Genomic DNA, 23623 nt, shown 5'->3' with positions numbered 1-23623 from the left:
ATGCTTGCTGATCGCGACCGCATTTTCACCAATCTCTACGGCCGGCACGACCTTTCGCTGAAGGGCGCGATGGCGCGCGGCGCCTGGGACGGCACCAAATTCCTGCTCGAGCAGGGCAAGGACTGGATCATCGATGAGATGAAGAAGTCCGGCCTGCGCGGGCGCGGCGGCGCGGGCTTCCCGACCGGCCTGAAATGGTCGTTCATGCCCAAGGTCAGCGATGGCCGGCCGAGCTATCTTGTCGTCAATGCCGACGAGTCGGAGCCGGGCACCTGCAAGGATCGCGAGATCATGCGCAACGACCCGCATACGCTGGTCGAGGGCTGCCTGATCGCCTCCTTCGCGATGGGCGCGAACGCCGCCTACATCTATATCCGCGGCGAATATGTCCGCGAGCGCGAGGCGCTGCAGCGTGCCGTCGACGAGGCCTATGAGGCAAACCTCATCGGCAAGAACAATAAGCACGGCTATCCCTTTGATCTTTATGTGCACCACGGCGCCGGCGCCTATATCTGCGGCGAAGAAACGGCGCTGCTGGAGAGCCTCGAAGGCAAGAAGGGCATGCCGCGGCTGAAGCCGCCATTCCCGGCCAATGTCGGCCTCTATGGCTGCCCAACCACCGTGAACAATGTCGAGTCGATCGCGGTCGCGCCGACCATCCTGCGCCGTGGCGCGGCCTGGTTCTCCTCGCTCGGTAACCCCAATAATGTCGGCACCAAGCTGTTCTGCGTCTCCGGCCATGTGAACAAGCCCTGCAATGTCGAAGAGGTGATGGGCATTCCCTTCCGCGAACTGATCGACCGCCATTGCGGCGGCGTGCGCGGCGGCTGGGACAACCTCATGGCGGTCATCCCCGGCGGCTCCTCGGTGCGCATGGTGCCGGCCGAGCAGATCATCGACACGCCGATGGATTTCGACTCGCTCTCCAAGCTGAAGTCGGGCCTTGGCACCGCGGCGGTCATTGTCATGGACAAGTCGACCGACATCGTCCGCGCGATCGCGCGCATCAGCTATTTCTACAAGCATGAGAGCTGCGGCCAGTGCACGCCCTGCCGCGAGGGCACGGGCTGGATGTGGCGCGTCATCAGCCGCATGGCCGAGGGCAGGGCGCAGAAGCGCGAGATCGACATGCTGCTCGACGTCACCAAGCAGATCGAGGGCCACACCATCTGCGCGCTTGGCGACGCCGCCGCCTGGCCGATCCAGGGCCTGATCGCGCATTTCCGTCACGAGATCGAGAAGCGCATCGATGATTATGCCGCGAACCCGCATTCAGAGCCGGTTCGGCTGATGGCGGCGGAGTGATCGAGATGGCGATTTCGTTGAAAGTTCCAGAACCGGCCCCCTGGTTGGCCGCGGCGCAAGAGCTGGCGATCTATGCGACCATAACGGCGCTGCTCGCCGTGCTTCTGCCCCTGCTGGGTTTTGAGCGCGGGCTTGCCATAACGACTGGCGCGGTCCTCGCCGCCTCGTTTGTCAGTGACCGGTTGGTTGGGCGACAGCTCAGCTGGAAGAAAGTCCCGCTTCTTTTCGTCCTCGCAGTCAGCTTTGTGTTCTTGGCCGGTGCGCTGGCCGCGCGCGTGGGCTGGTTGTCGTGAGCGCGATGAAGGATAGCCTATGACAAAACTCCTCATCGATGGTGTCGAGGTCGACGTTCCCGCCGACTACACCGTGCTCCAGGCCTGCGAAGCAGCGGGCGCGGAAGTGCCGCGCTTCTGCTTCCATGAGCGGCTCTCGATCGCGGGCAATTGCCGCATGTGCCTGGTCGAGGTGAAGGGCGGCCCGCCCAAGCCCCAGGCCTCCTGCGCCATCGGCGTGCGTGACCTGCGCCCCGGCCCCAATGGCGAGCCGCCGGTCGTCTCGACCAAATCGCCCATGGTCAAGAAGGCGCGCGAGGGGGTGATGGAGTTCCTCCTGATCAACCACCCGCTGGATTGCCCGATCTGCGACCAGGGCGGCGAATGCGACCTGCAGGACCAGGCCATGGCCTATGGCGTGGATAATTCCCGCTATGCCGAGAACAAGCGCGCGGTCGAGGACAAATATATCGGCCCGCTGGTGAAGACCTCGATGACGCGCTGCATCCAGTGCACGCGCTGCGTCCGCTTCACCACCGAAGTCGCAGGTGGCACCGATCTCGGCGCTATCGGCCGCGGCGAGGATATGGAGATCACGACCTATCTCGAACAGGCGATGACCTCCGAATTGCAGGGCAATATCGTCGATCTCTGCCCGGTCGGCGCGCTGACTTCGAAGCCCTACCAGAACAAGGCGCGGCCCTGGGAGCTGACCAAGACCGAATCCATCGATGTGATGGACGCGGTCGGCTCGGCCATCCGGGTCGATTCCCGTGGCCGCGAAGTGATGCGCATCCTGCCGCGCATCAACGAGGCGGTGAACGAGGAGTGGATCTCCGACAAGACGCGGCACATCGTCGACGGCCTGCGCACACAGCGGCTCGACCGGCCCTATATCCGCCAGAACGGCGCGCTGAAGCCCGCAAGCTGGAACGAGGCTTTTGCGCTGATCGCGTCGAAGGTGAAGGCGGCGAGCCCTGAAAAGATCGGCGCGATCGCCGGTGATCTCACCGCGGTCGAGGAGATGTTCGCGCTGAAAAGCCTGATGGCGTCACTCGGCAGCGCCAATCTCGACGGCCGCCAGGACGGCACGAAGCTCGATCCGAAATTCGGCCGAGCCTCATACATCCTGAACGCCGGCATCGCCGGGATCGACGAGGCGGATTCGCTTGTCATCATCGGCGCCAACCCGCGCAAGGAAGCGCCGATCCTGAATGCGCGCATCCGCAAGCGCTGGCTGCGCGGCGATTTCAAGGTCAGCCTGATCGGCGAGAAGGTCGATCTGACCTATGATTACGACTATCTCGGCGCCGGCAGCGATACGCTGGCCGAGCTGATCAAGACGGCGACCGCAGCCAAGGCCAAGCCCCTGGTCCTGGTCGGGCAGGGCGCTCTCACCCGTGCCGACGGCGCCGCGATCCTCTCCATGGCCGCCAAGGCGGCGCAGGTGCTGGGCGGTGCGGGCGAAGGTTGGAACGGCTTTGGCGTGCTGCATACGGCCGCCGCCCGCGTCGGCTCGCTCGATCTCGGCTTCGTGCCGGGTGAGGGTGGTCTCGATGTCGCCGGCATGCTGAGCCCGGGGGCGCTCGATGTGCTGTTCCTGCTCGGCGCCGACGAGATCGACGTGCCGGCGGGCGCTTTCGTGATCTATCAGGGCACGCATGGCGACAAGGGCGCTCACCGCGCCGACGTCATCCTGCCGGGCGCCGCCTATACCGAGAAGTCCGGCACCTACGCCAATACCGAGGGCCGGGTACAGATGACCGACCGCGCCACCTTCCCGCCGGGCGACGCCCGCGAGGATTGGGCGATCCTGCGTGCGCTCTCCGCCGCGCTCGGCAAGATCTTGCCCTTCGACTCGCTCGCAGGCCTGCGCAAGGCGCTCTACGAGGCCTATCCGCACTTCGCGGCTCTCGACAGCCTGCCAGCGTCGGATGCGAGTGGGCTTGGCCAGCTCGCCGGTCTCGGCGGCAAAGCGGAGAAGGCGGGCTTCATCTCGCCCGTCAGTGATTTCTACCAGACCAACCCGATCGCGCGCGCATCCGCCGTGATGGCCGAATGCTCGGCGCTGGCCTCAGGCCGGCTGCGGCAGGCGGCGGAGTAAGCGGCCATGAACTGGGATCTCGTCCTCGACCTCGCGATCATGCTCGGCAAGAGCCTGCTGCTGCTGGTCTGCCTGCTCGTCTTCATCGCCTATATCCTGCTCGCCGACCGCAAGATCTGGGCGGCGGTGCAGTTGCGTCGCGGCCCCAACGTGGTCGGGCCCTTCGGCCTGTTCCAGAGTTTCGCCGACCTGCTGAAATTCGCCTTCAAGGAGCCGATCATCCCGTCCAGCGCCAATAAGGGCGTGTTCCTGCTGGCGCCATTGATCTCCTGCTTCCTGTCGCTGGGCGCCTGGGCAGTCATTCCGGTGGCGGAAGGCTGGGCGATCGCGGACATCAATGTCGGCGTACTCTACATCCTGGCGATCTCGTCGCTGGGGGTCTACGGCGTGATCATGGCCGGCTGGGCCTCGAACTCGAAATACCCCTTCATGGGCGCGCTGCGCTCGGCGGCGCAGATGGTCTCCTACGAGGTCTCGATCGGCTTCGTCATCATCACAGTGCTGCTCTGCGTCGGCTCGCTCAACCTGACGGCGATCGTCGAGGCGCAGAACACGAGCTGGGGCATGCTGCGCTGGTACTGGCTGCCGCTCTTCCCGATGTTCATCGTCTTCTTCATTTCGGCCCTGGCCGAGACGAACCGCCCGCCCTTCGACCTGCCGGAAGCGGAATCGGAGCTCGTCGCCGGCTTCATGGTCGAGTATTCCTCGACGCCCTATCTGCTGTTCATGCTCGGCGAATACGTGGCGATCATGACCATGTGCTCGCTGACGACGATCCTCTTCCTCGGGGGCTGGCTGCCGCCGTTCCCGATCGCGCCCTTCACCTGGCTGCCCGGCGTGTTCTGGTTCGCGCTCAAGGTCTGTCTCGTCTTCTTCATGTTCGCGATGGTGAAGGCCTTCGTGCCGCGCTACCGCTACGACCAGTTGATGCGCCTGGGCTGGAAGGTCTTCCTGCCGCTCTCGCTCGCTTCCGTCGTGATCGTGGCCTTCGTGCTGCAGGTCACGGGGTGGGGGCCGGTGCGGTGATGGGCGTCTCGCCTGGCCTGATCGGCGCGCTGATCGGGTTCGTGGTGGGGGTGGTAGAATACAGGATCGTTTCGACGCTGGTCATTGGGGGCCTGCGCCGGACCGATCAGTCGAAGACCCCAGAGGAGCGCGACGACTATGAGCGTCGCATTCGCTGGGTCAGGGCCGCGCTGGTCGTTCTGATGATCGGCGTCACGCCCGTTGTGGGTTATGTCATCGGCCAGACGGTGTTTGGCTGAGTTGGAAGGACGAGAAGGCATGTCGCTCGCACAAGCCGCCAAAGGCCTGCTGCTGAAGGAGTTCGTCGGCGCGTTCGCGTTGTCGATGCGCTATTTCTTCAAGCCGAAGGCGACGCTGAACTATCCCTTCGAGAAGGGGATGCTCTCGCCGCGTTTCCGGGGCGAGCACGCTTTGCGCCGCTATCCCAATGGCGAGGAACGCTGCATCGCCTGCAAGCTCTGCGAGGCGATCTGTCCGGCCCAGGCCATCACCATCGAGGCCGGCCCGCGCCGCAATGACGGTACGCGCCGCACGACGCGCTACGACATCGACATGACGAAGTGCATCTATTGCGGCTTCTGCCAGGAGGCATGCCCGGTCGACGCCATCGTCGAGGGGCCGAATTTCGAGTTCGCGACCGAGACCCGCGAGGAGCTGTTCTACGACAAGGACAGGTTGCTCGCGAACGGCGCGCGCTGGGAGCGCGAGATCGCGCGCAACATCGCGATGGACGCTCCGTATCGGTGAAAAGGCGAGTTGCGAATAGCGAATGGTGAATGGATTTCGCTACTCGCCACTCGCCATTCGCCCGCTTATAGACGCTCAAAACTGCGCCCGGCCCGAGAGTCGGTCGCTTTGCAACGAGGACCGCCCGCAAGGGCGGAAAGGCTGGCCAGGATGAACGCCTCAGCGGCTTTCTTCTATCTCTTCGCAGGCGTCACCGTCGCTTCGGCGTTCATGGTGGTGACCTCGCGCAATCCCGTTCATTCCGTGCTGTTCCTGATCCTCGCCTTCGTCAACGCGGCGGGGCTGTTCATGCTGCTCGGCGCCGAGTTCCTGGCGATGCTGCTGATCGTGGTCTATGTCGGCGCGGTCGCGGTGCTGTTCCTCTTCGTGGTGATGATGCTCGACGTCGATTTCGCCGAGTTCCGCCAGGGTTTCCTGAACTATCTGCCGATCGGGGCGCTGATCGGCCTGATCTTCGCGGTGGAATTGCTGCTGGTGGTCGGAGCCTGGGTCATCGATCCCAAGATCGTCAGCACGCCGGTGGCGCCGATCCCGGCCAACCTGACCAACACCGCGGCACTCGGCCAGGTGCTCTACACGCAGTACATCTACTACTTCCAGGCGGCCGGGCTCGTCCTGCTCGTCGCCATGATCGGTGCCATCGTGCTGACCCTGCGCGAGCGTGTCGGCATCAAGCGCCAGGACGTCACCCAGCAGAACGCCCGCACCAAGGCGACCGCGATGGAAGTGAAGCAAGTTCCTTCTCGCGCCGGCATCGAGGAGACGGTCTGATGATCGGACTGGGCCATTATCTCGCAGTCAGCGCGATCCTGTTCACGCTCGGCGTGCTCGGCATCTTCATCAACCGCAAGAACGTCATCGTCATCCTGATGTCGATCGAGCTCATCCTGCTCGCGGTCAACATCAACCTCGTCGCCTTCTCGAGCTTCCTGAACGACATCGTCGGCCAGGTCTTCGCGCTTCTGGTGCTGACGGTTGCGGCCGCTGAAGCCGCGATCGGGCTCGCCATCCTCGTCGTCTACTTCCGCAACCGCGGCACGATCGCGGTGGAAGACATCAACATGATGAAAGGCTGAGCGCAAAGAGCGCCCGGATCCAGCCCATGTATCACGCGATCGTCTTCCTCCCTCTGATCGGCTTCCTGATCGCTGGCCTCTTCGGCCGGCTGATCGGCGCGCGCGGCTCGGAGATCGTCACCACCTCTTTGCTGGTCGTCTCGGCGGTCCTCTCGTGGATCGCCTTCTTCCAGGTCGGTTTCGGCCACGGCACCACCCGCGTCCAGATCGCGACCTGGATGGCGTCCGGCGATCTGCGCGTCGACTGGGCCTTTCGCGTGGACACGCTGACTGCGGTGATGCTGGTCGTCGTCAACACCGTCTCCTGCCTCGTGCACCTCTACTCGATCGGCTACATGCACGAGGATCCGCATCGGCCGCGCTTCTTCGCCTATCTCTCGCTCTTCACCTTCGCCATGCTGATGCTGGTGACGGCCGACAATTTGGTGCAGATGTTCTTCGGCTGGGAGGGCGTCGGTCTCGCCTCCTATCTGCTGATCGGCTTCTGGTACCAGAAGCCCTCTGCCAACGCCGCGGCGATGAAGGCCTTCATCGTCAACCGCGTCGGCGATTTCGGCTTCGCGCTCGGCATCTTCCTGGTCTTCGTGCTGTTCGGCTCGGTCGGGTTTGATGCGATCTTCCCGCGTGTCGGCGATCTGACCAGCCAGAGCTTCCACTTCCTCGGGCGCGACTGGCATGCGCTGACACTGGCGAGCCTGCTGCTGTTCATGGGCGCCATGGGCAAGTCGGCGCAGTTCCTGCTGCACACCTGGCTGCCGGACGCGATGGAGGGGCCGACCCCGGTCTCGGCGCTGATCCACGCCGCGACCATGGTCACCGCCGGCGTCTTCATGGTGGCGCGGCTCTCGCCGATCTTCGAATACGCTCCGGTCGCGCTGACCGTCGTCGTCGTCATCGGCGCGACGACCGCCTTCTTCGCCGCCACGGTCGGCCTTGTGCAGAACGACATCAAGCGCGTCATCGCCTATTCGACCTGCTCGCAGCTCGGCTACATGTTCGTGGCGCTCGGCGTCGGCAATTACGGCGCCGGCATCTTCCACCTGTTCACCCACGCCTTCTTCAAGGCGCTGCTGTTCCTCGGCGCCGGCTCGGTCATCCATGCGATGCATCACGAGCAGGACATGCGGAACATGGGCGGGCTCAGGAAGCACATCCCGCTGACCGCTATCGCGATGACCATCGGCACGCTGGCGCTGACCGGTTTTCCGGGCTTCGCCGGCTACTTCTCCAAGGACGCCATCATCGAGAGCGCCTATGCCTCGGTGGCGCATGGCGGTTTCGCCAGCTCCTACGCCTTCGTGCTGCTGGTCGCAGCTGCCTGCATGACCTCGTTCTATTCCTGGCGGCTCTATTTCATGACCTTCGAGGGCAAGCCGCGCTGGGGCGCGGACGCCCATGCCGCTCACGCACATGCGGCCCATGCTCATGACGATCATCACGGCCATGGCCATGACCACACGCCGCATGAGAGCCCGTGGGTGATGCTGATCCCGCTCGCCGTGCTCTCGCTCGGCGCGGTCGCGGCCGGTTTCGTCTTCAAGGACGCCTTCATCGGCCACGATTACGAGCATTTCTGGAAGGCCGCGCTCTTCACAGGCAAGGACAACCACATCCTGCACGCGATGCATGAAGTGCCGGGCTGGGTCGTGGCCTCGCCCTTCGTGGCGATGCTGATCGGTCTAGCGCTAGCCTACTACATGTATGTCCGCCGACCCGATGTGCCCGGCAAGCTCGCGGCCGCCAATCCGGCGCTCTACAAATTCCTGCTGAACAAGTGGTATTTCGACGAGCTCTACGACTTCCTGTTCGTGAAGCCGGCGATGTGGCTCGGCAAGTTCCTCTGGAAGAAGGGCGACGGTTTCGTCATCGACGGCATGGGGCCGGACGGAATTTCCGCCCGCGTCGTCGACGTCACCAACCGGGTGGTTCGCCTCCAGACCGGCTATGTCTATCACTATGCCTTCGCCATGCTGATCGGCGTCGCGGGCTTTGTGACCTGGTATCTCGTGGCGCGCGGGTGAGATGATGTTCGGTTTCGGTATCCTCACCGGTCTTCTCGTCCTGCCGCTGGTCGGCGCGGCCTTCATCCTGGCGCAGCGCGGCGACGAGGCCTCGGTCGACTCGAATGCGCGCTATGCGGCGCTGGCGGCGACGATCGCGACCTTTGTACTGGCTTGCGTCGCCTGGGGCCGTTTCGAACCCGACAATCCCGGCTTCCAGATGGTCGAGACCCATGGCTGGGTCTCCGACGCGATCAAGTTCAAGCTCGGCGTCGACGGCTTCTCCTTCCCCTTCGTGGTGCTGACCGCCTTCCTGATGCCGTTCTGCATCCTGGCGTCCTGGACATCCGTCACGAAGCGGGTGCGCGAATACATGGTCGCGTTCCTGATCCTGGAGACGCTGATGATCGGCGTCTTCGTGGCGCTCGACCTCGTGCTGTTCTACCTGTTCTTCGAAGCCGGCCTGATCCCGATGTTCCTGATCATCGGCATCTGGGGCGGCAAGCGGCGGGTCTACGCCTCCTACAAGTTCTTCCTCTACACGCTGCTCGGCTCGGTTCTGCTGCTGCTGGCGCTGATGGCGATGTACTGGAACGCCGGCACCACCGACATCCCGACGCTGCTGGCGCATCATTTCCCGGGCGGCATGCAGCGCTGGCTGTGGCTCGCCTTCTTCGCCTCCTTCGCGGTGAAGATGCCGATGTGGCCGGTGCATACCTGGCTGCCCGACGCCCATGTCGAAGCGCCCACCGCGGGCTCCGTCATCCTGGCGGCGATCCTGCTGAAGATGGGCGGCTACGGCTTCATCCGCTTCTCGATCCCGATGTTCCCGGAGGCGTCGCAGTACTTCGCGCCCTTCGTCTTCGCGCTCTCGGTCATCGCCATCGTCTACACCTCGCTGGTGGCGCTGATGCAGGAGGACATCAAGAAGCTGATCGCCTACTCCTCGGTGGCGCATATGGGCTTCGTCACCATGGGCCTGTTCACCCTGACGGCGCAGGGCATCCAGGGCGCGATGTTCCAGATGGTCAGCCACGGGCTGGTCTCGGGCGCGCTCTTCCTTTGCGTCGGCGTGGTCTATGACCGCATGCATACCCGCGAGATTGCGGCCTATGGCGGGCTGGTCAACCGCATGCCGATTTACGCGGTCATCTTCATGGTCTTCACCATGGCCAATGTCGGCCTTCCCGGCACGGCCGGCTTCGTCGGCGAGTTCCTGACGCTGATGGGCGCCTTCAAGGCCAATCCATGGGTTGCCTTCATCGCGACCTCGGGCGTCATCCTGTCTGCTGCTTACGCGCTTTGGCTCTATCGCCGCGTCATGTTCGGCGAACTGGTCAAGCCGGAGCTCAAGGGCATCATGGATCTGAACAGCCGTGAGATCGTGATCCTCGTGCCGCTCGTCCTGCTGACGGTCTGGTACGGCATCCGCCCCGGCACGATCCTCGACGCCTTCGCCGCGCCGACCGAAGCCCTCATCAAGAATTATCAGGCCGCACTCACCGCCGCGAAAACGGCGATGCTGGTCGTTCAATAGGCATGGTCCCGAAAAGTGGCCTCCGGTTTTCGGACAAGATCATGCCAATAGAGAAAGTCGCTCTGCGATGACCGTTCCCGCCCTCGGCCCCGCTCTGCCGGAAATCATCCTCGCGCTCGGCGCCATCGCCATGGTGCTGGTCGGCGCGATCAAAGGCGAGCGTTCGACGCGCCTGCTCGAAGGCGCGGCAATCGCGCTCTTCGTGCTGGCGCTCGTCCTGGTGCTCTCCGGCGAGGGCAAGATCATCACCTTCAATGGCAGCTTCGTCGCCGACGGGTTCGCCCGCTTCATGAAGGTGCTGACGCTGCTGGGCGCGGCCGCCACGATCCTGCTCTCCTCCGATGCCTTACGCCGCAGCGGCTCGATGCGCTTCGAATTCCCGATCCTTGTCGTGCTGGCGACGGTCGGCATGATGATGATGATCTCGGCCAACGACCTGATCAGCCTCTATGTCGGGCTGGAACTGCAGTCGCTGGCGCTTTACGTCGTTGCCGCTTTCGACCGCGACAATGCGAAGTCGACCGAGGCCGGCCTGAAATACTTCGTCCTCGGCGCGCTCTCCTCGGGCATGCTGCTTTACGGTTCGTCGCTGGTCTACGGCTTCACCGGCACGGTGAGCTTCCCGGGCATCGCGGCTGCCACCCAAGGCGGTCATGTCGGCATCGGGCTGATCTTCGGCATCGTCTTCATCGCGGCCGGCGTCGCCTTCAAGATCTCGGCCGTGCCGTTCCATATGTGGACGCCCGACGTCTATGAGGGGGCGCCGACCCCGGTCGCCGCCTTTTTCGCCTCGGCCCCCAAGATGGCCGCGATGGCGATGGTGGTGCGCGTCTTCGTCGGCGCCTTCCCGGGCGCGCTGCATGACTGGCAGCAGATCATCATCTTCATCGCGATCGCCTCGATGGCGCTGGGCGCCTTCGCGGCGATCGGCCAGAGCAACATCAAGCGCCTGCTCGCCTATTCCTCGATTGCCAATATGGGCTATGCGCTGGTCGGCCTCGCCGCCGGCACCGCCAACGGCGTGCAGGGCGTCATGGTCTATATGGCGATCTATCTGGCCACGACGCTGGGCGCCTTCGCCTGCGTCCTGCTGATGCGGCGCGACGGCAAGCCGGTGGAGGAGATCAGCGAGCTCGCCGGCCTCTCGCGCACCAATCCCTGGATGGCGTTTGCGCTGTCGATGATGATGTTCTCGCTCGCCGGCATTCCGCCTCTCGCCGGCTTCTGGGCGAAGTTCTATGTCTTCCTCGCCGCGATCGAGGCCAAGCTCTATGTGCTGGCCGTGGTCGGCGTGGTGACCAGTGTGGTTGGCGCCTATTATTATCTGCGCCTGGTCAAGATCATCTATTTCGACGATGCCAAGCCCGCCTTCGAGAAGGGCGATATCGGTGTGCGTGCCGTGCTGCTGATCTCGGCGGCCTTCGTGCTGGTGCTGTCGCTGGCTCCCGCGCCGCTGCTCAATTCGGCGGCCGCGGCAGCGAAGTCGCTGTTCTGAATGCAGCACCCGTCATGCTCGGGCTCGACCCGGGCATCTCTCGACAGGGATTCTCGGGTCTGCATGGAGCTTGTCCTTGGGCCGGCCAAAGGCTGGACCCGAGGGCTTCGCCCGGGAATGACGGGAACGGTCCATGCTCTCTGAAGCCGCCCGCGCCGCCGGTTACCGCCTGATCGTCCGTGACGAGGTCGGCTCCACCATGGAGGAGGCGCGGCGTGCGCTCGACCAGGGCGATGCCGGCAAGCTCTGGATCGTCGCGCGCAGCCAGAACGCCGGCCGCGGCCGCCATGGCCGGCAATGGGGTTCGCCGCCCGGCAATCTCTATGTCAGCCTGCTGTTGACCGCGCCTTGCGAACCGGCACTCGCACCGCAGCTCGGCTTCGTCGCGGGATTGGCTCTGCATGACGCCGCAACTGCCGTCACGGGGCTGGCGGCTCCCGCTCTTGCTCTGAAATGGCCCAACGATCTGCTGATCGAGCGCGCCAAGACGGCCGGCCTCCTGCTCGAAGGCGAGAGCCGGGCAGGGCGGCTCAATGTGATCATCGGCTTCGGCGTCAACATCGCCTCCTGCGCGCAAAACACGCCCTATCCGGCGAGTTTCCTGAAGCAGCATCGGCCTGCTGCCAGCATCGAGGAGATGCTGACGGCGCTCAGCGAGGCCTGGCTTGCGCGCTTCAGCGCCTGGCAGCAGCCCGGCGGCTTCGGTCCGACGCGCGCCGCCTGGCTGGAACGCGCCGCCTTTCTCGGCGAAACGATCACGATCAGGCTGCTGGAAGGCCCGCTCGAAGGGCGCTTCATCGGGCTCGACCCATCAGGCCGGCTCGAAATGGAGACCGCTGCCGGCCGCCGCGCCCTCGATGCCGGCGATCTGTTTTTCGGAGAGCCCAGTTCCCCTCAGCCCTCATCCTGAGGAGCCCCGAAGCGGCGTCTCGAAGGATGCTCCAGGAGGCTCCCGAACCATCTGGAGCATCCTTCGAGACGCACTCCTGCGGAGCGCTCCTCAGGATGAGGGCTCGAGTGGGTTTTCTATCGCACTGCTCTGCCTCACCGCTATGGAGACCTGCCTTCCGGCATGGTAGGGCTCCCGCACATCTCCCGCGTTCATACGCCGATCCATATTCCAGTCAGGATATTCAGTGACCCGTTCCAGCGATCAACTCGTCTTCGTTCCCCTCGGCGGCCTCGGCGAGATCGGCATGAACGCCGCGCTCTACGGGTTCGGCCCGGAAGGGCGGCGGAAATGGATCCTGGTCGATTGCGGCCTGTCCTTCGCCGGTCCCGAGGTTCCCGGCGTCGACATCATCCTGCCCGACCTGCGCTACATCATCGAAGAGCGCGCCAATCTGCTCGGCATCATCATCACCCACGCCCATGAGGACCATATCGGCGCGCTCGCAGCCTTGTGGCCCAGCCTGCGCGCGCCGGTCTATTGCACGCGCTTCGCCGCCGGCCTGCTGGCGACGCGCCGGCTCTCCGAGCCGGGCGCGCCCAAGGTGCCGATGCATGTGGTGGCGCAGGGCGGCCGCGTGACGCTCGGCCCCTTCGACATCGAATTCGTGCCGGTGGCGCATTCGATCCCCGAATCGAACGCGCTGGCGATCCGCACCCCGGTCGGCCTCGTCGTCCATACCGGCGACTGGAAGATCGATCCGACGCCGCAGGTCGGCCTGCCGACCGACGAGAAGCGGCTGCGCGAACTCGGTGACGAAGGCGTGCTCGCGCTGATCTGCGACTCGACCAATGTCATGCGCGACGGCACCAGCCCGAGCGAGGCCGATGTTGCGGCCAAGCTGAAGGAACTGGTGCATTCCGCACCGGGCCGCGTCGCCGTCACCACCTTCGCCTCCAACGTGGCGCGCCTGCGCGCCGTTGCGGAGGCTGCGATGGCCGATCAGCGCGAGGTCGTTGTCGTTGGGCGCGCCATGGACCGCGTCATCGATGTCGCGCGCGAATGCGGCTATCTCGACGGCATCCCGGCCTTCCGCTCGGCCGACACCTATGGCTATCTGCCGCGCGACAAGGTCGTGGCGCTGCTCACCGGCAGCCAGGGCGAGCCGCGCGCGGCGCTCTCGCGCATCGCTTCCGACGACCATCCCGAGATCGCACTCTCGCCCGGCGACCGGGTGATCTTCTCGTCGCGCACCATCCCCGGCAATGAGAAGGCCGTCGGCAATATCCTGAACGCGCTCGCGCGCGACAATATCGAGATCATCACCGACCGCACCCATCTCGTCCATGTCTCGGGGCATCCGCGCCGCGAGGAGATGGCCAGGCTCTATGGCTGGCTGAAGCCGAAGATCGTCATCCCCGCCCATGGCGAGGATCTGCATCTGTCGGAGCACGCCATCTTCGCACGTGGGCTCGGCGTCAAGACCGTGGTGCGCGCCGGCAATGGCGATGTCGTCGCGATCACGCCGGACGGCGCCAGCAAGGTCGACGAGGTCACGCATGGCCGCCTCTACCAGGACGGTACGCTGCTGGTGAACGCGCTGGAGAAGACCATCTCCGAGCGCCGGAAGCTCTCCTTCGCCGGCATGATCTCGGTCGCGGTCGCGATCGACGAGAAGGGCGGGCTTGCCGGCGATCCCGAGATCGCGGTGCTGGGCCTGCCACCGAGGACGCGCGACGGCACCGATTTCGACGAATATGTCGCCGAGGCCGTCTCCGAATTGATCGACGGCATCCCCAAGGCGCGCCGGCGCGATCCCGAGGCATTCCGCAATGCGCTGGAGCGTGGCCTGCGCAGCGCCGTCAACGAGGAATGGGGCAAGAAGCCGCTGGTGCATGCGCTGGTGATCGAGGTTTAGAAAGCGAATGGTGAGTGGCGAATGGCGAGTGGTAAGAAGGCTGGTCTCCACTCGCCATTCGCTACTCGCCACTCGCCCCAGGAGCCCTGAATGATCGGACGCCTCAACCACGTCGCCATCGCCGTGAAGGATCTCGCGGCCTCGACGGCGCTCTATCGCGATACGCTGGGCGCGCGGGTTTCACAGCCGCTGCCGCAGCCAGAGCATGGCGTGACCGTGGTCTTCGTGGAACTGCCGAACACCAAGATCGAATTGCTGGAGCCGACGGGACCTGACTCGCCCGTCGCGAAATTCCTCGAGCGCAATCCCGATGGCGGCATCCACCACATCTGCTACGAGGTCGACGACATCCTGGCTGCCCGCGATCGATTGAAGGCGACCGGCGCGCGTGTCCTGGGTTCCGGAGAGCCGCGCATCGGCGCCCATGGCAAGCCGGTGCTGTTCCTGCACCCCAAGGATTTCTGCGGCACGCTGGTCGAGCTCGAGCAGGCCTGAGCGCGATGGACGAGATCACCTTCTTCGGCGAGCCGGAAGCGGGATCGTCGCGCCCCTTCAGCGCCGCAACGCGGGCCGGCGGCCTGATTTTCGTCTCCGGCCATTCGGCGCCGCATGATCCCGAGCGTGGCGTCTTTCGCGGCGACACGCCAGCCGATGAGGTCCGCCACGCATTGGCGAAGATCGCCGAGATCCTAGCGGAGGCGGGCAGCGGCCTCGATCGCGTCGTGCAGGTTTCGATGCTGATCACCAACCCTGACGACTATGCCGCCTGCAACGCCGAATATGTGAAGCATTTTCCGGGCGGATTGCCGGCGCGCCATACGGCCCGTTTCGGCGTGCCGACGCAGGCGCGCGTCGCTTTCTCCTGCATCGCGCTCGCTGGCGATGCGACAAGGGATGACCGCTCATGACCATTGCCGGCGGGCTCGCCGTTTATTTCGTGATCTGGTGGACGGTGCTGTTTGCCGTGCTGCCCTTCGGCGTGCGCAGCCAGGCTGAGGCCGGCGAGGTCACGGACGGCACGGAACCGGGCGCGCCGGTCCTTCCCGGCCTGCTCAAGAAGGCCTTGATCACCTCGGTGATCGCCGGGGTGGTCTTTGCGCTTGTCTGGTATATCTGGGCGAAGTTCGATCTCTAGTCTTCGCGCGCTGGACTTCAAAAAGAAAAAGGCAAGGCCGATGCCTTGCCTTGGAAGTCTGTTTTTACCGCAGTAACGGCACGCATCTCATCGCGCGCGACTCATATACTAGGCGGGCGTTTGTTCCTCCCGAGACCTGGTCCGCAGCGCTTTGATAATCGCAAAGCGTGTCCAGCCACGAATGATTAGCGGAATATGACGGAGCTGTCACCACTTTAGGCATGCGCAGCCTGATCTTTTTGCAAGTTTATTCTGCGTTGCACTTGTGCGGTGCAGCAAAGTTCTATCTGGGGCGTTTTCCCGCCTTGTTCCGGCCAAAGGATGCCGCTAGGCGAGTGCCAGACCAGCCGGGTCCGCCGGTTGCCATGGAGATCGTCTATGCTGCGCAGCTCTCTCGCCGCTCTTGCCCTCATCGCCTCGCTCGGCATGGCCCAGGCCCAGGCACCTGACCCGGCCAATACGCTGGTTCTGGAGACCAAGGACGGGCCGGTGACGATCCGGCTGCGACCCGATCTCGCGCCCAAGCATGTCGCGCAGATCAAGGCGCTGACCAAGCGCGGATTCTATGACGGCATCGTCTTCCACCGCGTCATCGACGGCTTCATGGCCCAGACCGGCGATCCGACCGGCACCGGCACCGGCAAGTCGGATCTGCCGAACCTGCCGGCCGAATTCACCCCGACGCCTTACAAGGTCGGCTCGGTCGGCATGGCGCGCTCGCAATCGCCGGATTCCGCCAATTCCCAATTCTTCATCTGCTTTGAAGGCTGCGGTTCGCTGACCGGCCAGTACACGCTGTTCGGCGAGGTCGTCTCCGGCATGGACGCGGTGCGCAAGATCAAGAAGGGCAGCCAATCGGCCAATGGCCAGGTTACGAACCCCGACAAGATCGTCCGCATGCGCCTGCAGGCCGACGCCAAGTAAACGGCCAACCACAAGCAGGGCCAGTCAGGGGAGGGCCGTGACAATGCTGCGCGCGGCTCTCGCTTGTCTTACTCTACTGTTGGCCGCTGGTTCAGCGGGCGCGCAGGACACGCGCGATCTCGGCCTGCCGCCAGCCTCGGGTTCGCAAAATCCCGTCCTGCCGCCGCCATCCGGTTCGCAGAATCCTATCCTGCCGCCGCAGTCAGGGCAGCGCTATATGCCAGGCGTCGGCGGTCCATTCAGCGGGGATGACATACCCGGCAGCGGCTATCGCAGGATCAGGCCGCCGCGTGAGTCGGGCAGTGGCGAGGTCGGTGTCTTGGGAGGGCTTGCGCCTTCGACGAAACCGTTCGAAGGCGAGGCGCTCGCTCGTCTCACCGATATCGCACCCGCCTTGCGGCGCTGCTGGCATCCGCCCGTCATCGATGGCCCCGATACCGGCGTCATGGCGACGGTCAGGTTCAGCCTGCGCCGTGACGGCTCGCTCTTCGGCCAGCCGCGTGTGACCTGGGAAACCAGGCGGACCGACCCAGCCCTGCGCCAGCGCTTCACGGACTCGGTCGTCGCCGCTGTTCGCGATTGCACACCGATGAGGTTGTCGCCGCAGCTCGGAGCGAGTATCGCGGGGCGACCTTTTTCCATTCGCTTCCACGGCCGCGCGCCGACCACAGAAAGGCAAACCTGATGTCGCTCGATCCCGAGAACACCCTCGTCATGGAAACCACCAAGGGCAAAGTCGTCATCAAGCTGCGCCCTGACCTGGCCCCCGGCCATGTCGAGCGCCTGAAGACGCTGTCGCGCCAGGGCTTTTATGACGGCATCGTCTTCCACCGCGTCATCGACGGCTTCATGGCCCAGGTCGGCTGCCCGCATGGCACCGGCACCGGCGGCTCGGAGCTGCCCGACCTGAAGGCCGAGTTCAATGCGCAGCCGCATGTGCGCGGCATCTGCTCGATGGCTCGCTCGCAGAACCCGAACTCGGCCAACAGCCAGTTCTTCATCGTCTTCGACGATGCCCGCTTCCTCGACAAGCAGTACACCGCCTGGGGCGAAGTCGTTGAAGGCATGGAAAATGTCGACAAGATCAAGCGCGGCGAGCCCGTGCGCGATCCCGACTCCATCGTCTCGATGAAGGTTCTGGCCGACGTGGCCTGATGAGAACGGCGCAAGGCGCTGTTCCAGTGATGCGGGTGGCGCGAGCGACGAACGAGCTCGCGCCACTACGCCGCTTCTACAGCGACGGGCTCGGTTTCGAGGAGATCTCGGGCTTCAAGGATCACGACGGCTTCGACGGCGTCATGATGGGCCATCCCAACTGGCCTTATCACCTCGAATTCACCGTTCGGCATGGTCATCGTGTTGCCGGTGCGCCTACCGAAGAGAATCTGCTCGTTTTCTACCTGCCCGCCGCCGAGGATTGGAACCGGGCGGTGGCGCGAATGAAGGCCGCGGGTTTTGAGCCCGTCGAATCTGCCAATCCCTGGTGGTCGGCGCACGGGCGCACCTTCGAGGATGCCGACGGATATCGCGTCGTGCTGGAAAATAGGGTTTGGAGCCGCTGAAGGCCTCATGGATGTCGGTCTCTTCGATTTCGATCTGCCTGAAGACCGCATCGCGCTGAGGCCCGCCAGCCCGCGCGATACGGCACGCCTGCTCGTCGTCAGGCCTGATGCGCCCGAGCCTTTCGAGGATCGCGGCATCCGCGACCTCGTCGGCCTGCTCCAGCCGGGTGATGCGCTTGTCCTGAACGACACCCGCGTCATACCCTCGCGGCTGCGCGGTCGCCGCTTCCGGGGCGAGACGTCTGCCGGCATCGAGATCATGCTGCACAAGCGCGAGGGCGCCGATCGCTGGCTCGCCTTCGCCCGCCCGGCCAAGAAACTCACTATCGGCGAGATGATCGTCTTCGGCGAGGCCGGAGCGAGCAATGTCTGCGAACTCGGCCGGCTCGAAGCCGAGGTCCAGTCCAAAGGCGAGGGCGGCGAGGTCGAATTGCGCTTCGCTCTGTCAGGGCCAATGCTCGATGAGGCTATTGCGCGGCTCGGTGAACTGCCGCTGCCGCCCTATATCGCCGGCAAGCGCCCGACCGACCAACAGGATGCGAGCGACTACCAGACCATGCATGCCCGCGAGGACGGCGCGGTTGCCGCTCCGACGGCTGGCCTGCATTTCACGCCGGATCTTGTCGCCGCGCTCGATGCGTACGGGGTCTCGCGCCATCTCGTTACGCTGCATGTCGGAGCGGGGACCTTCCTGCCTGTGAAGGTGGACGACACTAGCGAGCACCGCATGCATGCCGAATGGGGCAGCGTCTCGGCCGAGACGGCCGCCGCGCTGAATGCGGTCAAGGCGAAGGGCGGGCGCGTCGTCGCGGTCGGCACGACCTCGCTGCGCCTCCTCGAAAGTGCAACCGGCGAGGATGGCGTCATCGCGCCTTTCTCCGGCGACACGGCGATCTTCATCACGCCGGGCTATCGTTTCCGCGCCGTCGACCTGCTGCTGACCAATTTCCACCTGCCGCGCTCGACGCTGTTCATGCTGGTCTCGGCCTTCTGCGGTCTCAACATCATGAAACGCGCCTATGCCCATGCGATCGCGGACAATTATCGCTTCTACTCCTATGGCGACGCCAGCCTGCTGCAGCGCGGCGCATAGCCCTCATCCCGAGGAGGCTGGCCCGCAATGAAGCGAGCGATATCAAGGATTTCTGATTGCCTACCGTCACCCACGCCATCATCCTGGGCGAAGCGAAGCTTCGGCCCGGGATCCATCGTAGGGAACTACGCTCTACGATGGATCCCGGGCGCCCTGCGGGCGCCCAGGATGACGGCGCGTAGGTGATCAAGACAGAGTCATTGAAATCATTGGCTTCATTCCAGGCCCGACTCCTCAGGTGAGGGCTGGAAAGTCCAAAGCCTATGCAGGCCGGTGTCGTGTTCCGGCTCGCAATCGCCGCGCGGAAATGCTAACCGGCACGGCAACAAGGGAATTCTGACGGGCCATGGCCGATATTTTTCGCGAAATCGATGAAGAGGTGCGCCGCGACAAGGCGGCAGCCATCTGGAGCAAATACGGCAACGTCTTCGTCGCGCTGGCCGTGCTGGCGGTGCTCGCCGTCGCGGGCTGGCAGTATTGGCTGCATCGCGAGAACCAGGCCTCCCAGGCTGTCGGCGCGCGGCTCGAAGCCGCGCTGAAATCCTCGCGCGACGGCAATGGCGCGGAGGCCGAAACGATCCTGAAGGAGCTCACTGAGGGCGCTCCCGCCGGCTACCGCCAGATCGCGCGCTTCCGTCTTGCTGCCGAGACCGCCAAGCGCGATGCCGCTGCCGGTGTCACGGCTTTCGATGCGCTCGCCAATGATGGCGGGCTCGATCAGCTCTATCGCGATCTGGCGCGCCTGCGCGCCGGCATGCTGCGCGTCGATCTCGCGCCCTATGCCGAGGTCAAGACGGCGCTGGAGCCGCTGGTGACGCCTCAGGGCGTCTGGCGCCACTCGGCGCGGGAGATGCTGGGCATTGCCGCGCTCAAGGCCAATCTCTTCGAGGATGCCGGGCGCTGGTTCGATGCGATCGTCACCGATCCGCAGGCGCCGCAGGTGCTGCGCCAGCGCACCGATCTCTACCTCGCTCTGGTTCGCGGCGGCCCGGTCGAGACGAAGAACTGAGTTCCCACGAACGAGGTTTGCGAGAATTTCATTTGTAGCGCGGGTCATCCCGAGCGACCCTAGGGAGATCCGGGGCTTTCGCGGCTTGTCCGGGATGACCGTGCGTTTTTATCGACTGCGAAGGAGCCAACGTCGTTGGACCACGCAGGCGAAACAGGAATAGTTGATACGCAATGACCGCCATCGTCGCCATCATCGGCCGCCCCAATGTCGGCAAGTCGACGCTGTTCAACCGGCTCGTCGGCAAGAAGCTCGCGCTCGTCGACGACCGGCCCGGCGTGACGCGCGACCGGCGCGAGGGCGAGGCCTCGCTCGGACATCTGCGCTTCAACGTGATCGATACGGCCGGCCTGGAAGAGGCCGACAAGGATTCGCTCTTAGGCCGGATGCGCGCGCAGACGGAAACCGCGATCGCCCAGGCCGACGTCATCCTGTTCATGATCGATGCGCGGCTCGGTCTTACGCCGATGGATCAGCCCTTCGCCGATCTGGTGCGCAAATCCGGCAAGCCCGTCATCCTGCTCGCCAACAAGGCCGAGGGGAAGAAGGGGCTGGACGGCATCTTCGAATCCTATGCGCTGGGCCTTGGCGACCCCGTGCCGTTCTCGGCCGAGCACGGCGAGGGCACGTCCGATCTGCTGGAGGCGCTCGCGCCCTTCGTCGATGACGAGCCGGAAGAGGAAGAGGCCTTCGACGAGAGCTATGGCGACAAACGCTGGGTGGATGCCCCGGCCGCCGCTGGCGAGGAAGACGAAGAGTACAACGACCCGAACAAGCCGCTGCGCGTCACCATCATCGGCCGCCCCAATGCCGGCAAGTCGACACTGGTCAACCGCATGATCGGCGAGGAACGGCTGCTGACCGGCCCTGAGGCCGGCATCACCCGCGACACCATCTCCGTCGACTATGAATGGCGCGGCCGCCCGGTAAAACTGTTCGATACGGCCGGGATGCGCAAACGCGCCCGCATCGAGGAAAAGCTCGAGAAGATGTCGGTGCAGGACGCGCTACGCGCGATCCGCTTCGCCGAGGTCGTCGTCGTGTTGCTGGATGCCACGATCCCGTTCGAGAAGCAGGATCTGACGCTCGTCGATTTCACCGAACGCGAGGGCCGCACCGTCGTCATCGGCCTGAACAAATGGGATCTCGTCGCCGACAAGAACGGCCTCCTGGCCGAATTGAAGGAGAAGGCCAAGCATCTGCTCGCGCAGGTGCGCGGCGTGCCGATCGTGCCGCTTTCGGGGCTTGCCGGCGAGGGCATCGACCGCTTGATGCAGGCGGTGTTCGAGAGCTACGACGTCTGGAATCGCCGCGTCTCGACGGCCCGAATCAACCGCTGGCTGGAAGGCGTGCTCTCGGCCCATCCGCCACCAGCCGTCGCAGGCCGGCGCATCAAGATCCGTTACATGACGCAGGCCAAGGCGCGCCCGCCGACCTTCGCGCTCTTTGGCAACCAGCTCGACCATCTGCCGGTGTCCTACACCCGCTATCTGGTCAACAATCTGCGCGAGGCCTTCGAACTGCCGGGCACGCCGATCCGACTGCATACGCGCGGCGGCGAAAACCCTTACGACAAAGGCAAGAAGTAGCGCGGTTTGCCTATTCCCTGGATGCGTGCGCCCCAAAAAAACCAGCAGGCGCGAGGAATCCTCTCCCGTAGGGAGAGGGCAGGGTGAGGGGGCGGCCGTTTGACGCTTTGGCCGTGACCCCACCGCTGCTCCATCGTCATTGCGAGCGCAGCGAAGCAATCCAGGGGACGTAGAGCGAACCCGCCTGGATTGCTTCGCTGCGCTCGCAATGACGGCAAGGTCGTCGCGCCACTGGTCCAGTGGCCGACACCTCACCCCTGCCCGCGCCTATTCGTGAGCGTGCACCAAAAGCCCGATCGGCTCGCTGCGAAGATCGTGCCGCCTACCGCGATGGGGGGGCGGTCTTTCGCGACGATAGCTCGCCCAGCTTGGCTTCGTCGGCTCGGGCCCCGTCCTGATCGCCGGCCGCACGCCTGGCTACGGCGCGGAAGCGATAATTCTCATCTACATCGGGTGCGAGACGGATAGCTTCACCGAAATCGGCGATGGCCCGGGCGGTGTCGCCCTTGTTGAAATGGGTCAAGCCGCGGACGGTCCAGGCGTTTTCCAATGCGGGCGCCAGGGCGATGGCTCGATCGAGGTCGGTGAGAGCCTTGTTCGGCTCTCCGAGCGACGCCTGAATCGATGCGCGCGTGACAAGGAAATCCGCTTGCGACGGGTCGAGGCGGATGGCCGTATCGAGGTCGCGCAAGGCCCGCCGAAGGTCCCTCATATAGAGCAGATGAGCCTTGCCGCGTTTGGCGAAGGCGATGGCGAGGGGCGGCGCAAGGGCGATGGCCCGGTCGTAATCGGCAACTGCGCGGGCGTAGGCATCGCCGGTTCCCGACGCGAGGAGGTCCCCGCGATCGAGTAGGGCGGTCGCGAGCTCGCCGCCCGAGAGGCTTCCGCCGTCGATCAACTGGTTGCAGGCCGCGAGAGCCCGGTCATGGCGTGCGATCAACTCCCGCGCCTGCGCGATCAGCGCCTGCGCGTCGGCCGATGGCATCGCGAGTGACGGCTCGGAGCCGGAGCGGCAGGTTCGGCGCAACTCCTCGACCAGGGAGGCGGACGGGGCAACGGGACCGCCATCCGCGACGGCTTGCCCCGTCATCATCATGGCCGATGCCAGGCCGAGAACGGCAAGGGCGGACAGCGACAGGACGCAGCGTGCGAGCATCGTTACTCCAACGGTCGAGCCGTCCGGCCTGTCGATAAGGCTCCCTCAGGCCGGCATTTGCGGCGTCAGCACTTTTCCCTGCGGAAAATCGAAGATCTTGCCGGTCTCGCTCCATGCGGGCGAAGCGATCTCGACCAGATGCGGTGCCAGCTCCTCCGGCGTCCTGAGCGTCAGCGGATCCTCGCCCGGCATCGCCTCGGCGCGCATTTTTGTCCGCAGCGGGCCCGGATTGACCAGCATCACCTTCAGCGGTGTCGTCACCGTCTCGGCAGCATAGGTGCGCGCCATCGCTTCGACGGCGGCCTTGGAGATCGAATACGGCCCCCAATAGGCCAGGCATTTATGCGCGGCGCCCGAGGACATCAGGATCACGCGGGCGGCGTCCGATGCCTGCAGCGCCGGCTCGACCGATTTCAGCAAGCGCCAATTCGCCGTGACATTGGTGTCGAACACATTGGCCCATTCCTTCGGCGAGGCATGGGTCAGGGGCGTCAACGGCCCCAGGATGCCGGCATTGGCCAGGAGGATGTCGAGCTTGCCCCAGCGCTGCAGCAGGGCAGGGCCGAGCTTCTCGATCGCGGCAGTATCCGCGAGGTCGACCGGGACGAGCGTCGTGCTGCCGCCCAACGCCAGAATCTCGTCGTCCAGCTCTTCGAGAGCCCCGGTGGTGCGGGCAAGCGCGACGACATGTGCTCCGGCCTGGGCGAAGGCGAGCGCCGCCGCCCGGCCGATGCCGCGCGATGCGCCGGTGACGAGCGCGACGCGCCCTTCCAGAGGCTTGGACAT

The 23623-nt window shown here is 64.9% G+C and carries 25 protein-coding genes; 23 read left to right on the top strand and 2 right to left on the bottom strand.

The window, feature by feature from the left end:
* From nuoF to der, 23 genes are all read left to right on the top strand, one after another.
* Complete coding sequence (gene nuoF, locus BHK69_RS20580; protein WP_069691727.1) at positions 1–1305, top strand: NADH-quinone oxidoreductase subunit NuoF; 1305 nt, start codon at positions 1–3, stop codon at positions 1303–1305.
* Between the two features lie 5 nt (positions 1306–1310).
* On the top strand, positions 1311–1598 hold the full coding sequence (locus BHK69_RS20575; protein WP_148663519.1) for a hypothetical protein: 288 nt from the start codon (positions 1311–1313) through the stop codon (positions 1596–1598).
* 19 nt (positions 1599–1617) lie between these two features.
* The gene (gene nuoG / locus BHK69_RS20570) at positions 1618–3681 is read left to right on the top strand and encodes an NADH-quinone oxidoreductase subunit NuoG (RefSeq protein WP_069691725.1); all 2064 of its coding nucleotides are present in this window, start codon (positions 1618–1620) and stop codon (positions 3679–3681) included.
* A gap of 6 nt (positions 3682–3687) precedes the next feature.
* The gene (nuoH, locus tag BHK69_RS32260; RefSeq protein WP_069691724.1) at positions 3688–4707 is read left to right on the top strand and encodes an NADH-quinone oxidoreductase subunit NuoH; all 1020 of its coding nucleotides are present in this window, start codon (positions 3688–3690) and stop codon (positions 4705–4707) included.
* The gene (locus tag BHK69_RS20560; RefSeq protein ID WP_069691723.1) at positions 4707–4946 is read left to right on the top strand and encodes a hypothetical protein; all 240 of its coding nucleotides are present in this window, start codon (positions 4707–4709) and stop codon (positions 4944–4946) included. The genes nuoH and BHK69_RS20560 overlap by 1 nt, the downstream gene beginning before the upstream one ends.
* A 19-nt stretch (positions 4947–4965) precedes the next feature.
* Positions 4966–5454, top strand: a complete 489-nt coding sequence (nuoI, locus tag BHK69_RS20555; RefSeq protein ID WP_069691722.1) for an NADH-quinone oxidoreductase subunit NuoI — start codon at positions 4966–4968, stop codon at positions 5452–5454.
* Positions 5455–5604: 150 nt separating this feature from the next.
* Complete coding sequence (locus tag BHK69_RS20550) at positions 5605–6225, top strand: NADH-quinone oxidoreductase subunit J (RefSeq protein WP_069691721.1); 621 nt, start codon at positions 5605–5607, stop codon at positions 6223–6225.
* Positions 6222–6530, top strand: a complete 309-nt coding sequence (nuoK, locus tag BHK69_RS20545) for an NADH-quinone oxidoreductase subunit NuoK (RefSeq protein WP_069691720.1) — start codon at positions 6222–6224, stop codon at positions 6528–6530. Before BHK69_RS20550 ends, nuoK begins: the two co-directional genes overlap by 4 nt.
* A gap of 26 nt (positions 6531–6556) precedes the next feature.
* Entirely contained in the window at positions 6557–8551 is a 1995-nt protein-coding gene (gene nuoL / locus BHK69_RS20540) for an NADH-quinone oxidoreductase subunit L (RefSeq protein WP_069691719.1), read from the top strand.
* 4 nt (positions 8552–8555) lie between these two features.
* The gene (locus BHK69_RS20535) at positions 8556–10067 is read left to right on the top strand and encodes an NADH-quinone oxidoreductase subunit M (RefSeq protein ID WP_069693834.1); all 1512 of its coding nucleotides are present in this window, start codon (positions 8556–8558) and stop codon (positions 10065–10067) included.
* Between the two features lie 67 nt (positions 10068–10134).
* Positions 10135–11562 carry an NADH-quinone oxidoreductase subunit NuoN gene (nuoN, locus tag BHK69_RS20530; RefSeq protein ID WP_069691718.1) on the top strand — a complete coding sequence of 476 codons (1428 nt, stop codon included), beginning with the start codon at positions 10135–10137 and terminating at the stop codon, positions 11560–11562.
* Positions 11563–11695: 133 nt separating this feature from the next.
* Positions 11696–12472, top strand: coding sequence for a biotin--[acetyl-CoA-carboxylase] ligase (locus BHK69_RS20525; RefSeq protein ID WP_069691717.1), 777 nt, complete (start codon positions 11696–11698; stop codon positions 12470–12472).
* Positions 12473–12698: 226 nt separating this feature from the next.
* On the top strand, positions 12699–14369 hold the full coding sequence (locus BHK69_RS20520; RefSeq protein WP_069691716.1) for a ribonuclease J: 1671 nt from the start codon (positions 12699–12701) through the stop codon (positions 14367–14369).
* A 90-nt stretch (positions 14370–14459) separates the two neighbouring features.
* Positions 14460–14864 carry a methylmalonyl-CoA epimerase gene (gene mce, locus BHK69_RS20515; protein WP_069691715.1) on the top strand — a complete coding sequence of 135 codons (405 nt, stop codon included), beginning with the start codon at positions 14460–14462 and terminating at the stop codon, positions 14862–14864.
* Between the two features lie 5 nt (positions 14865–14869).
* Positions 14870–15277 (top strand): RidA family protein, encoded by a 408-nt coding sequence (locus tag BHK69_RS20510; RefSeq protein WP_069691714.1) that lies wholly within the window; start codon positions 14870–14872, stop codon positions 15275–15277.
* A complete protein-coding gene (locus BHK69_RS20505) occupies positions 15274–15504 on the top strand; it encodes a DUF1467 family protein (protein WP_069691713.1) in 231 nt (76 codons plus the stop codon). The genes BHK69_RS20510 and BHK69_RS20505 overlap by 4 nt, the downstream gene beginning before the upstream one ends.
* 378 nt (positions 15505–15882) lie before the next feature.
* Positions 15883–16428 (top strand): peptidylprolyl isomerase, encoded by a 546-nt coding sequence (locus BHK69_RS20500; RefSeq protein WP_069691712.1) that lies wholly within the window; start codon positions 15883–15885, stop codon positions 16426–16428.
* 43 nt (positions 16429–16471) lie between these two features.
* Complete coding sequence (gene tolA, locus BHK69_RS20495; RefSeq protein WP_148663518.1) at positions 16472–17113, top strand: cell envelope integrity protein TolA; 642 nt, start codon at positions 16472–16474, stop codon at positions 17111–17113.
* Positions 17113–17583, top strand: coding sequence for a peptidylprolyl isomerase (locus BHK69_RS20490; protein ID WP_069691710.1), 471 nt, complete (start codon positions 17113–17115; stop codon positions 17581–17583). The genes tolA and BHK69_RS20490 overlap by 1 nt, the downstream gene beginning before the upstream one ends.
* The gene (locus BHK69_RS20485) at positions 17583–17990 is read left to right on the top strand and encodes a VOC family protein (RefSeq protein ID WP_069691709.1); all 408 of its coding nucleotides are present in this window, start codon (positions 17583–17585) and stop codon (positions 17988–17990) included. The genes BHK69_RS20490 and BHK69_RS20485 overlap by 1 nt, the downstream gene beginning before the upstream one ends.
* Before the next feature lie 7 nt (positions 17991–17997).
* Positions 17998–19083: a tRNA preQ1(34) S-adenosylmethionine ribosyltransferase-isomerase QueA gene (gene queA, locus BHK69_RS20480; protein ID WP_069691708.1), complete on the top strand. Its 1086-nt coding sequence runs from the start codon at positions 17998–18000 to the stop codon at positions 19081–19083.
* A 346-nt stretch (positions 19084–19429) separates the two neighbouring features.
* Positions 19430–20092, top strand: a complete 663-nt coding sequence (locus BHK69_RS20475; RefSeq protein WP_069691707.1) for a tetratricopeptide repeat protein — start codon at positions 19430–19432, stop codon at positions 20090–20092.
* Between the two features lie 173 nt (positions 20093–20265).
* Positions 20266–21681, top strand: coding sequence for a ribosome biogenesis GTPase Der (der, locus tag BHK69_RS20470; RefSeq protein WP_069691706.1), 1416 nt, complete (start codon positions 20266–20268; stop codon positions 21679–21681).
* A gap of 322 nt (positions 21682–22003) precedes the next feature.
* On the opposite strand, the gene BHK69_RS20465 is transcribed toward der, so the two are convergent.
* Together BHK69_RS20465 and BHK69_RS20460 are read right to left on the bottom strand one after the other, a co-directional pair.
* Entirely contained in the window at positions 22004–22837 is an 834-nt protein-coding gene (locus tag BHK69_RS20465; RefSeq protein ID WP_069691705.1) for a tetratricopeptide repeat protein, read from the bottom strand.
* Positions 22838–22882: 45 nt separating this feature from the next.
* Positions 22883–23623: an SDR family NAD(P)-dependent oxidoreductase gene (locus BHK69_RS20460; protein ID WP_069691704.1), complete on the bottom strand. Its 741-nt coding sequence runs from the start codon at positions 23621–23623 to the stop codon at positions 22883–22885.

The organism is Bosea vaviloviae (genome assembly GCF_001741865.1).
GTDB lineage: Bacteria > Pseudomonadota > Alphaproteobacteria > Rhizobiales > Beijerinckiaceae > Allobosea > Allobosea vaviloviae.
Note: the sequence above shows the minus strand (reverse complement) of the source record. Positions and strands in the feature narration are given on the sequence as shown.

What these genes read in the sequence shown, in the direction of transcription:
- BHK69_RS20485 (WP_069691709.1), top strand. Translation starts at nt 17,583, where the DNA reads ATGAGAACGGCGCAAGGCGCTGTTCCAGTGATGCGGGTGGCGCGAGCG.
- BHK69_RS20560 (WP_069691723.1), top strand. Translation starts at nt 4,707, where the DNA reads ATGGGCGTCTCGCCTGGCCTGATCGGCGCGCTGATCGGGTTCGTGGTG.
- BHK69_RS20550 (WP_069691721.1), top strand. Translation starts at nt 5,605, where the DNA reads ATGAACGCCTCAGCGGCTTTCTTCTATCTCTTCGCAGGCGTCACCGTC.
- BHK69_RS20475 (WP_069691707.1), top strand. Translation starts at nt 19,430, where the DNA reads ATGGCCGATATTTTTCGCGAAATCGATGAAGAGGTGCGCCGCGACAAG.
- nuoI (WP_069691722.1), top strand. Translation starts at nt 4,966, where the DNA reads ATGTCGCTCGCACAAGCCGCCAAAGGCCTGCTGCTGAAGGAGTTCGTC.
- tolA (WP_148663518.1), top strand. Translation starts at nt 16,472, where the DNA reads ATGCTGCGCGCGGCTCTCGCTTGTCTTACTCTACTGTTGGCCGCTGGT.
- nuoG (WP_069691725.1), top strand. Translation starts at nt 1,618, where the DNA reads ATGACAAAACTCCTCATCGATGGTGTCGAGGTCGACGTTCCCGCCGAC.
- queA (WP_069691708.1), top strand. Translation starts at nt 17,998, where the DNA reads ATGGATGTCGGTCTCTTCGATTTCGATCTGCCTGAAGACCGCATCGCG.
- BHK69_RS20525 (WP_069691717.1), top strand. Translation starts at nt 11,696, where the DNA reads ATGCTCTCTGAAGCCGCCCGCGCCGCCGGTTACCGCCTGATCGTCCGT.
- nuoF (WP_069691727.1), top strand. Translation starts at nt 1, where the DNA reads ATGCTTGCTGATCGCGACCGCATTTTCACCAATCTCTACGGCCGGCAC.
- nuoL (WP_069691719.1), top strand. Translation starts at nt 6,557, where the DNA reads ATGTATCACGCGATCGTCTTCCTCCCTCTGATCGGCTTCCTGATCGCT.
- BHK69_RS20575 (WP_148663519.1), top strand. Translation starts at nt 1,311, where the DNA reads ATGGCGATTTCGTTGAAAGTTCCAGAACCGGCCCCCTGGTTGGCCGCG.
- BHK69_RS20465 (WP_069691705.1), bottom strand. Translation starts at nt 22,837, where the DNA reads ATGCTCGCACGCTGCGTCCTGTCGCTGTCCGCCCTTGCCGTTCTCGGC.
- nuoH (WP_069691724.1), top strand. Translation starts at nt 3,688, where the DNA reads ATGAACTGGGATCTCGTCCTCGACCTCGCGATCATGCTCGGCAAGAGC.
- BHK69_RS20500 (WP_069691712.1), top strand. Translation starts at nt 15,883, where the DNA reads ATGCTGCGCAGCTCTCTCGCCGCTCTTGCCCTCATCGCCTCGCTCGGC.
- BHK69_RS20460 (WP_069691704.1), bottom strand. Translation starts at nt 23,623, where the DNA reads ATGTCCAAGCCTCTGGAAGGGCGCGTCGCGCTCGTCACCGGCGCATCG.
- BHK69_RS20490 (WP_069691710.1), top strand. Translation starts at nt 17,113, where the DNA reads ATGTCGCTCGATCCCGAGAACACCCTCGTCATGGAAACCACCAAGGGC.
- BHK69_RS20505 (WP_069691713.1), top strand. Translation starts at nt 15,274, where the DNA reads ATGACCATTGCCGGCGGGCTCGCCGTTTATTTCGTGATCTGGTGGACG.
- nuoN (WP_069691718.1), top strand. Translation starts at nt 10,135, where the DNA reads ATGACCGTTCCCGCCCTCGGCCCCGCTCTGCCGGAAATCATCCTCGCG.
- BHK69_RS20510 (WP_069691714.1), top strand. Translation starts at nt 14,870, where the DNA reads ATGGACGAGATCACCTTCTTCGGCGAGCCGGAAGCGGGATCGTCGCGC.
- der (WP_069691706.1), top strand. Translation starts at nt 20,266, where the DNA reads ATGACCGCCATCGTCGCCATCATCGGCCGCCCCAATGTCGGCAAGTCG.
- BHK69_RS20535 (WP_069693834.1), top strand. Translation starts at nt 8,556, where the DNA reads ATGTTCGGTTTCGGTATCCTCACCGGTCTTCTCGTCCTGCCGCTGGTC.
- mce (WP_069691715.1), top strand. Translation starts at nt 14,460, where the DNA reads ATGATCGGACGCCTCAACCACGTCGCCATCGCCGTGAAGGATCTCGCG.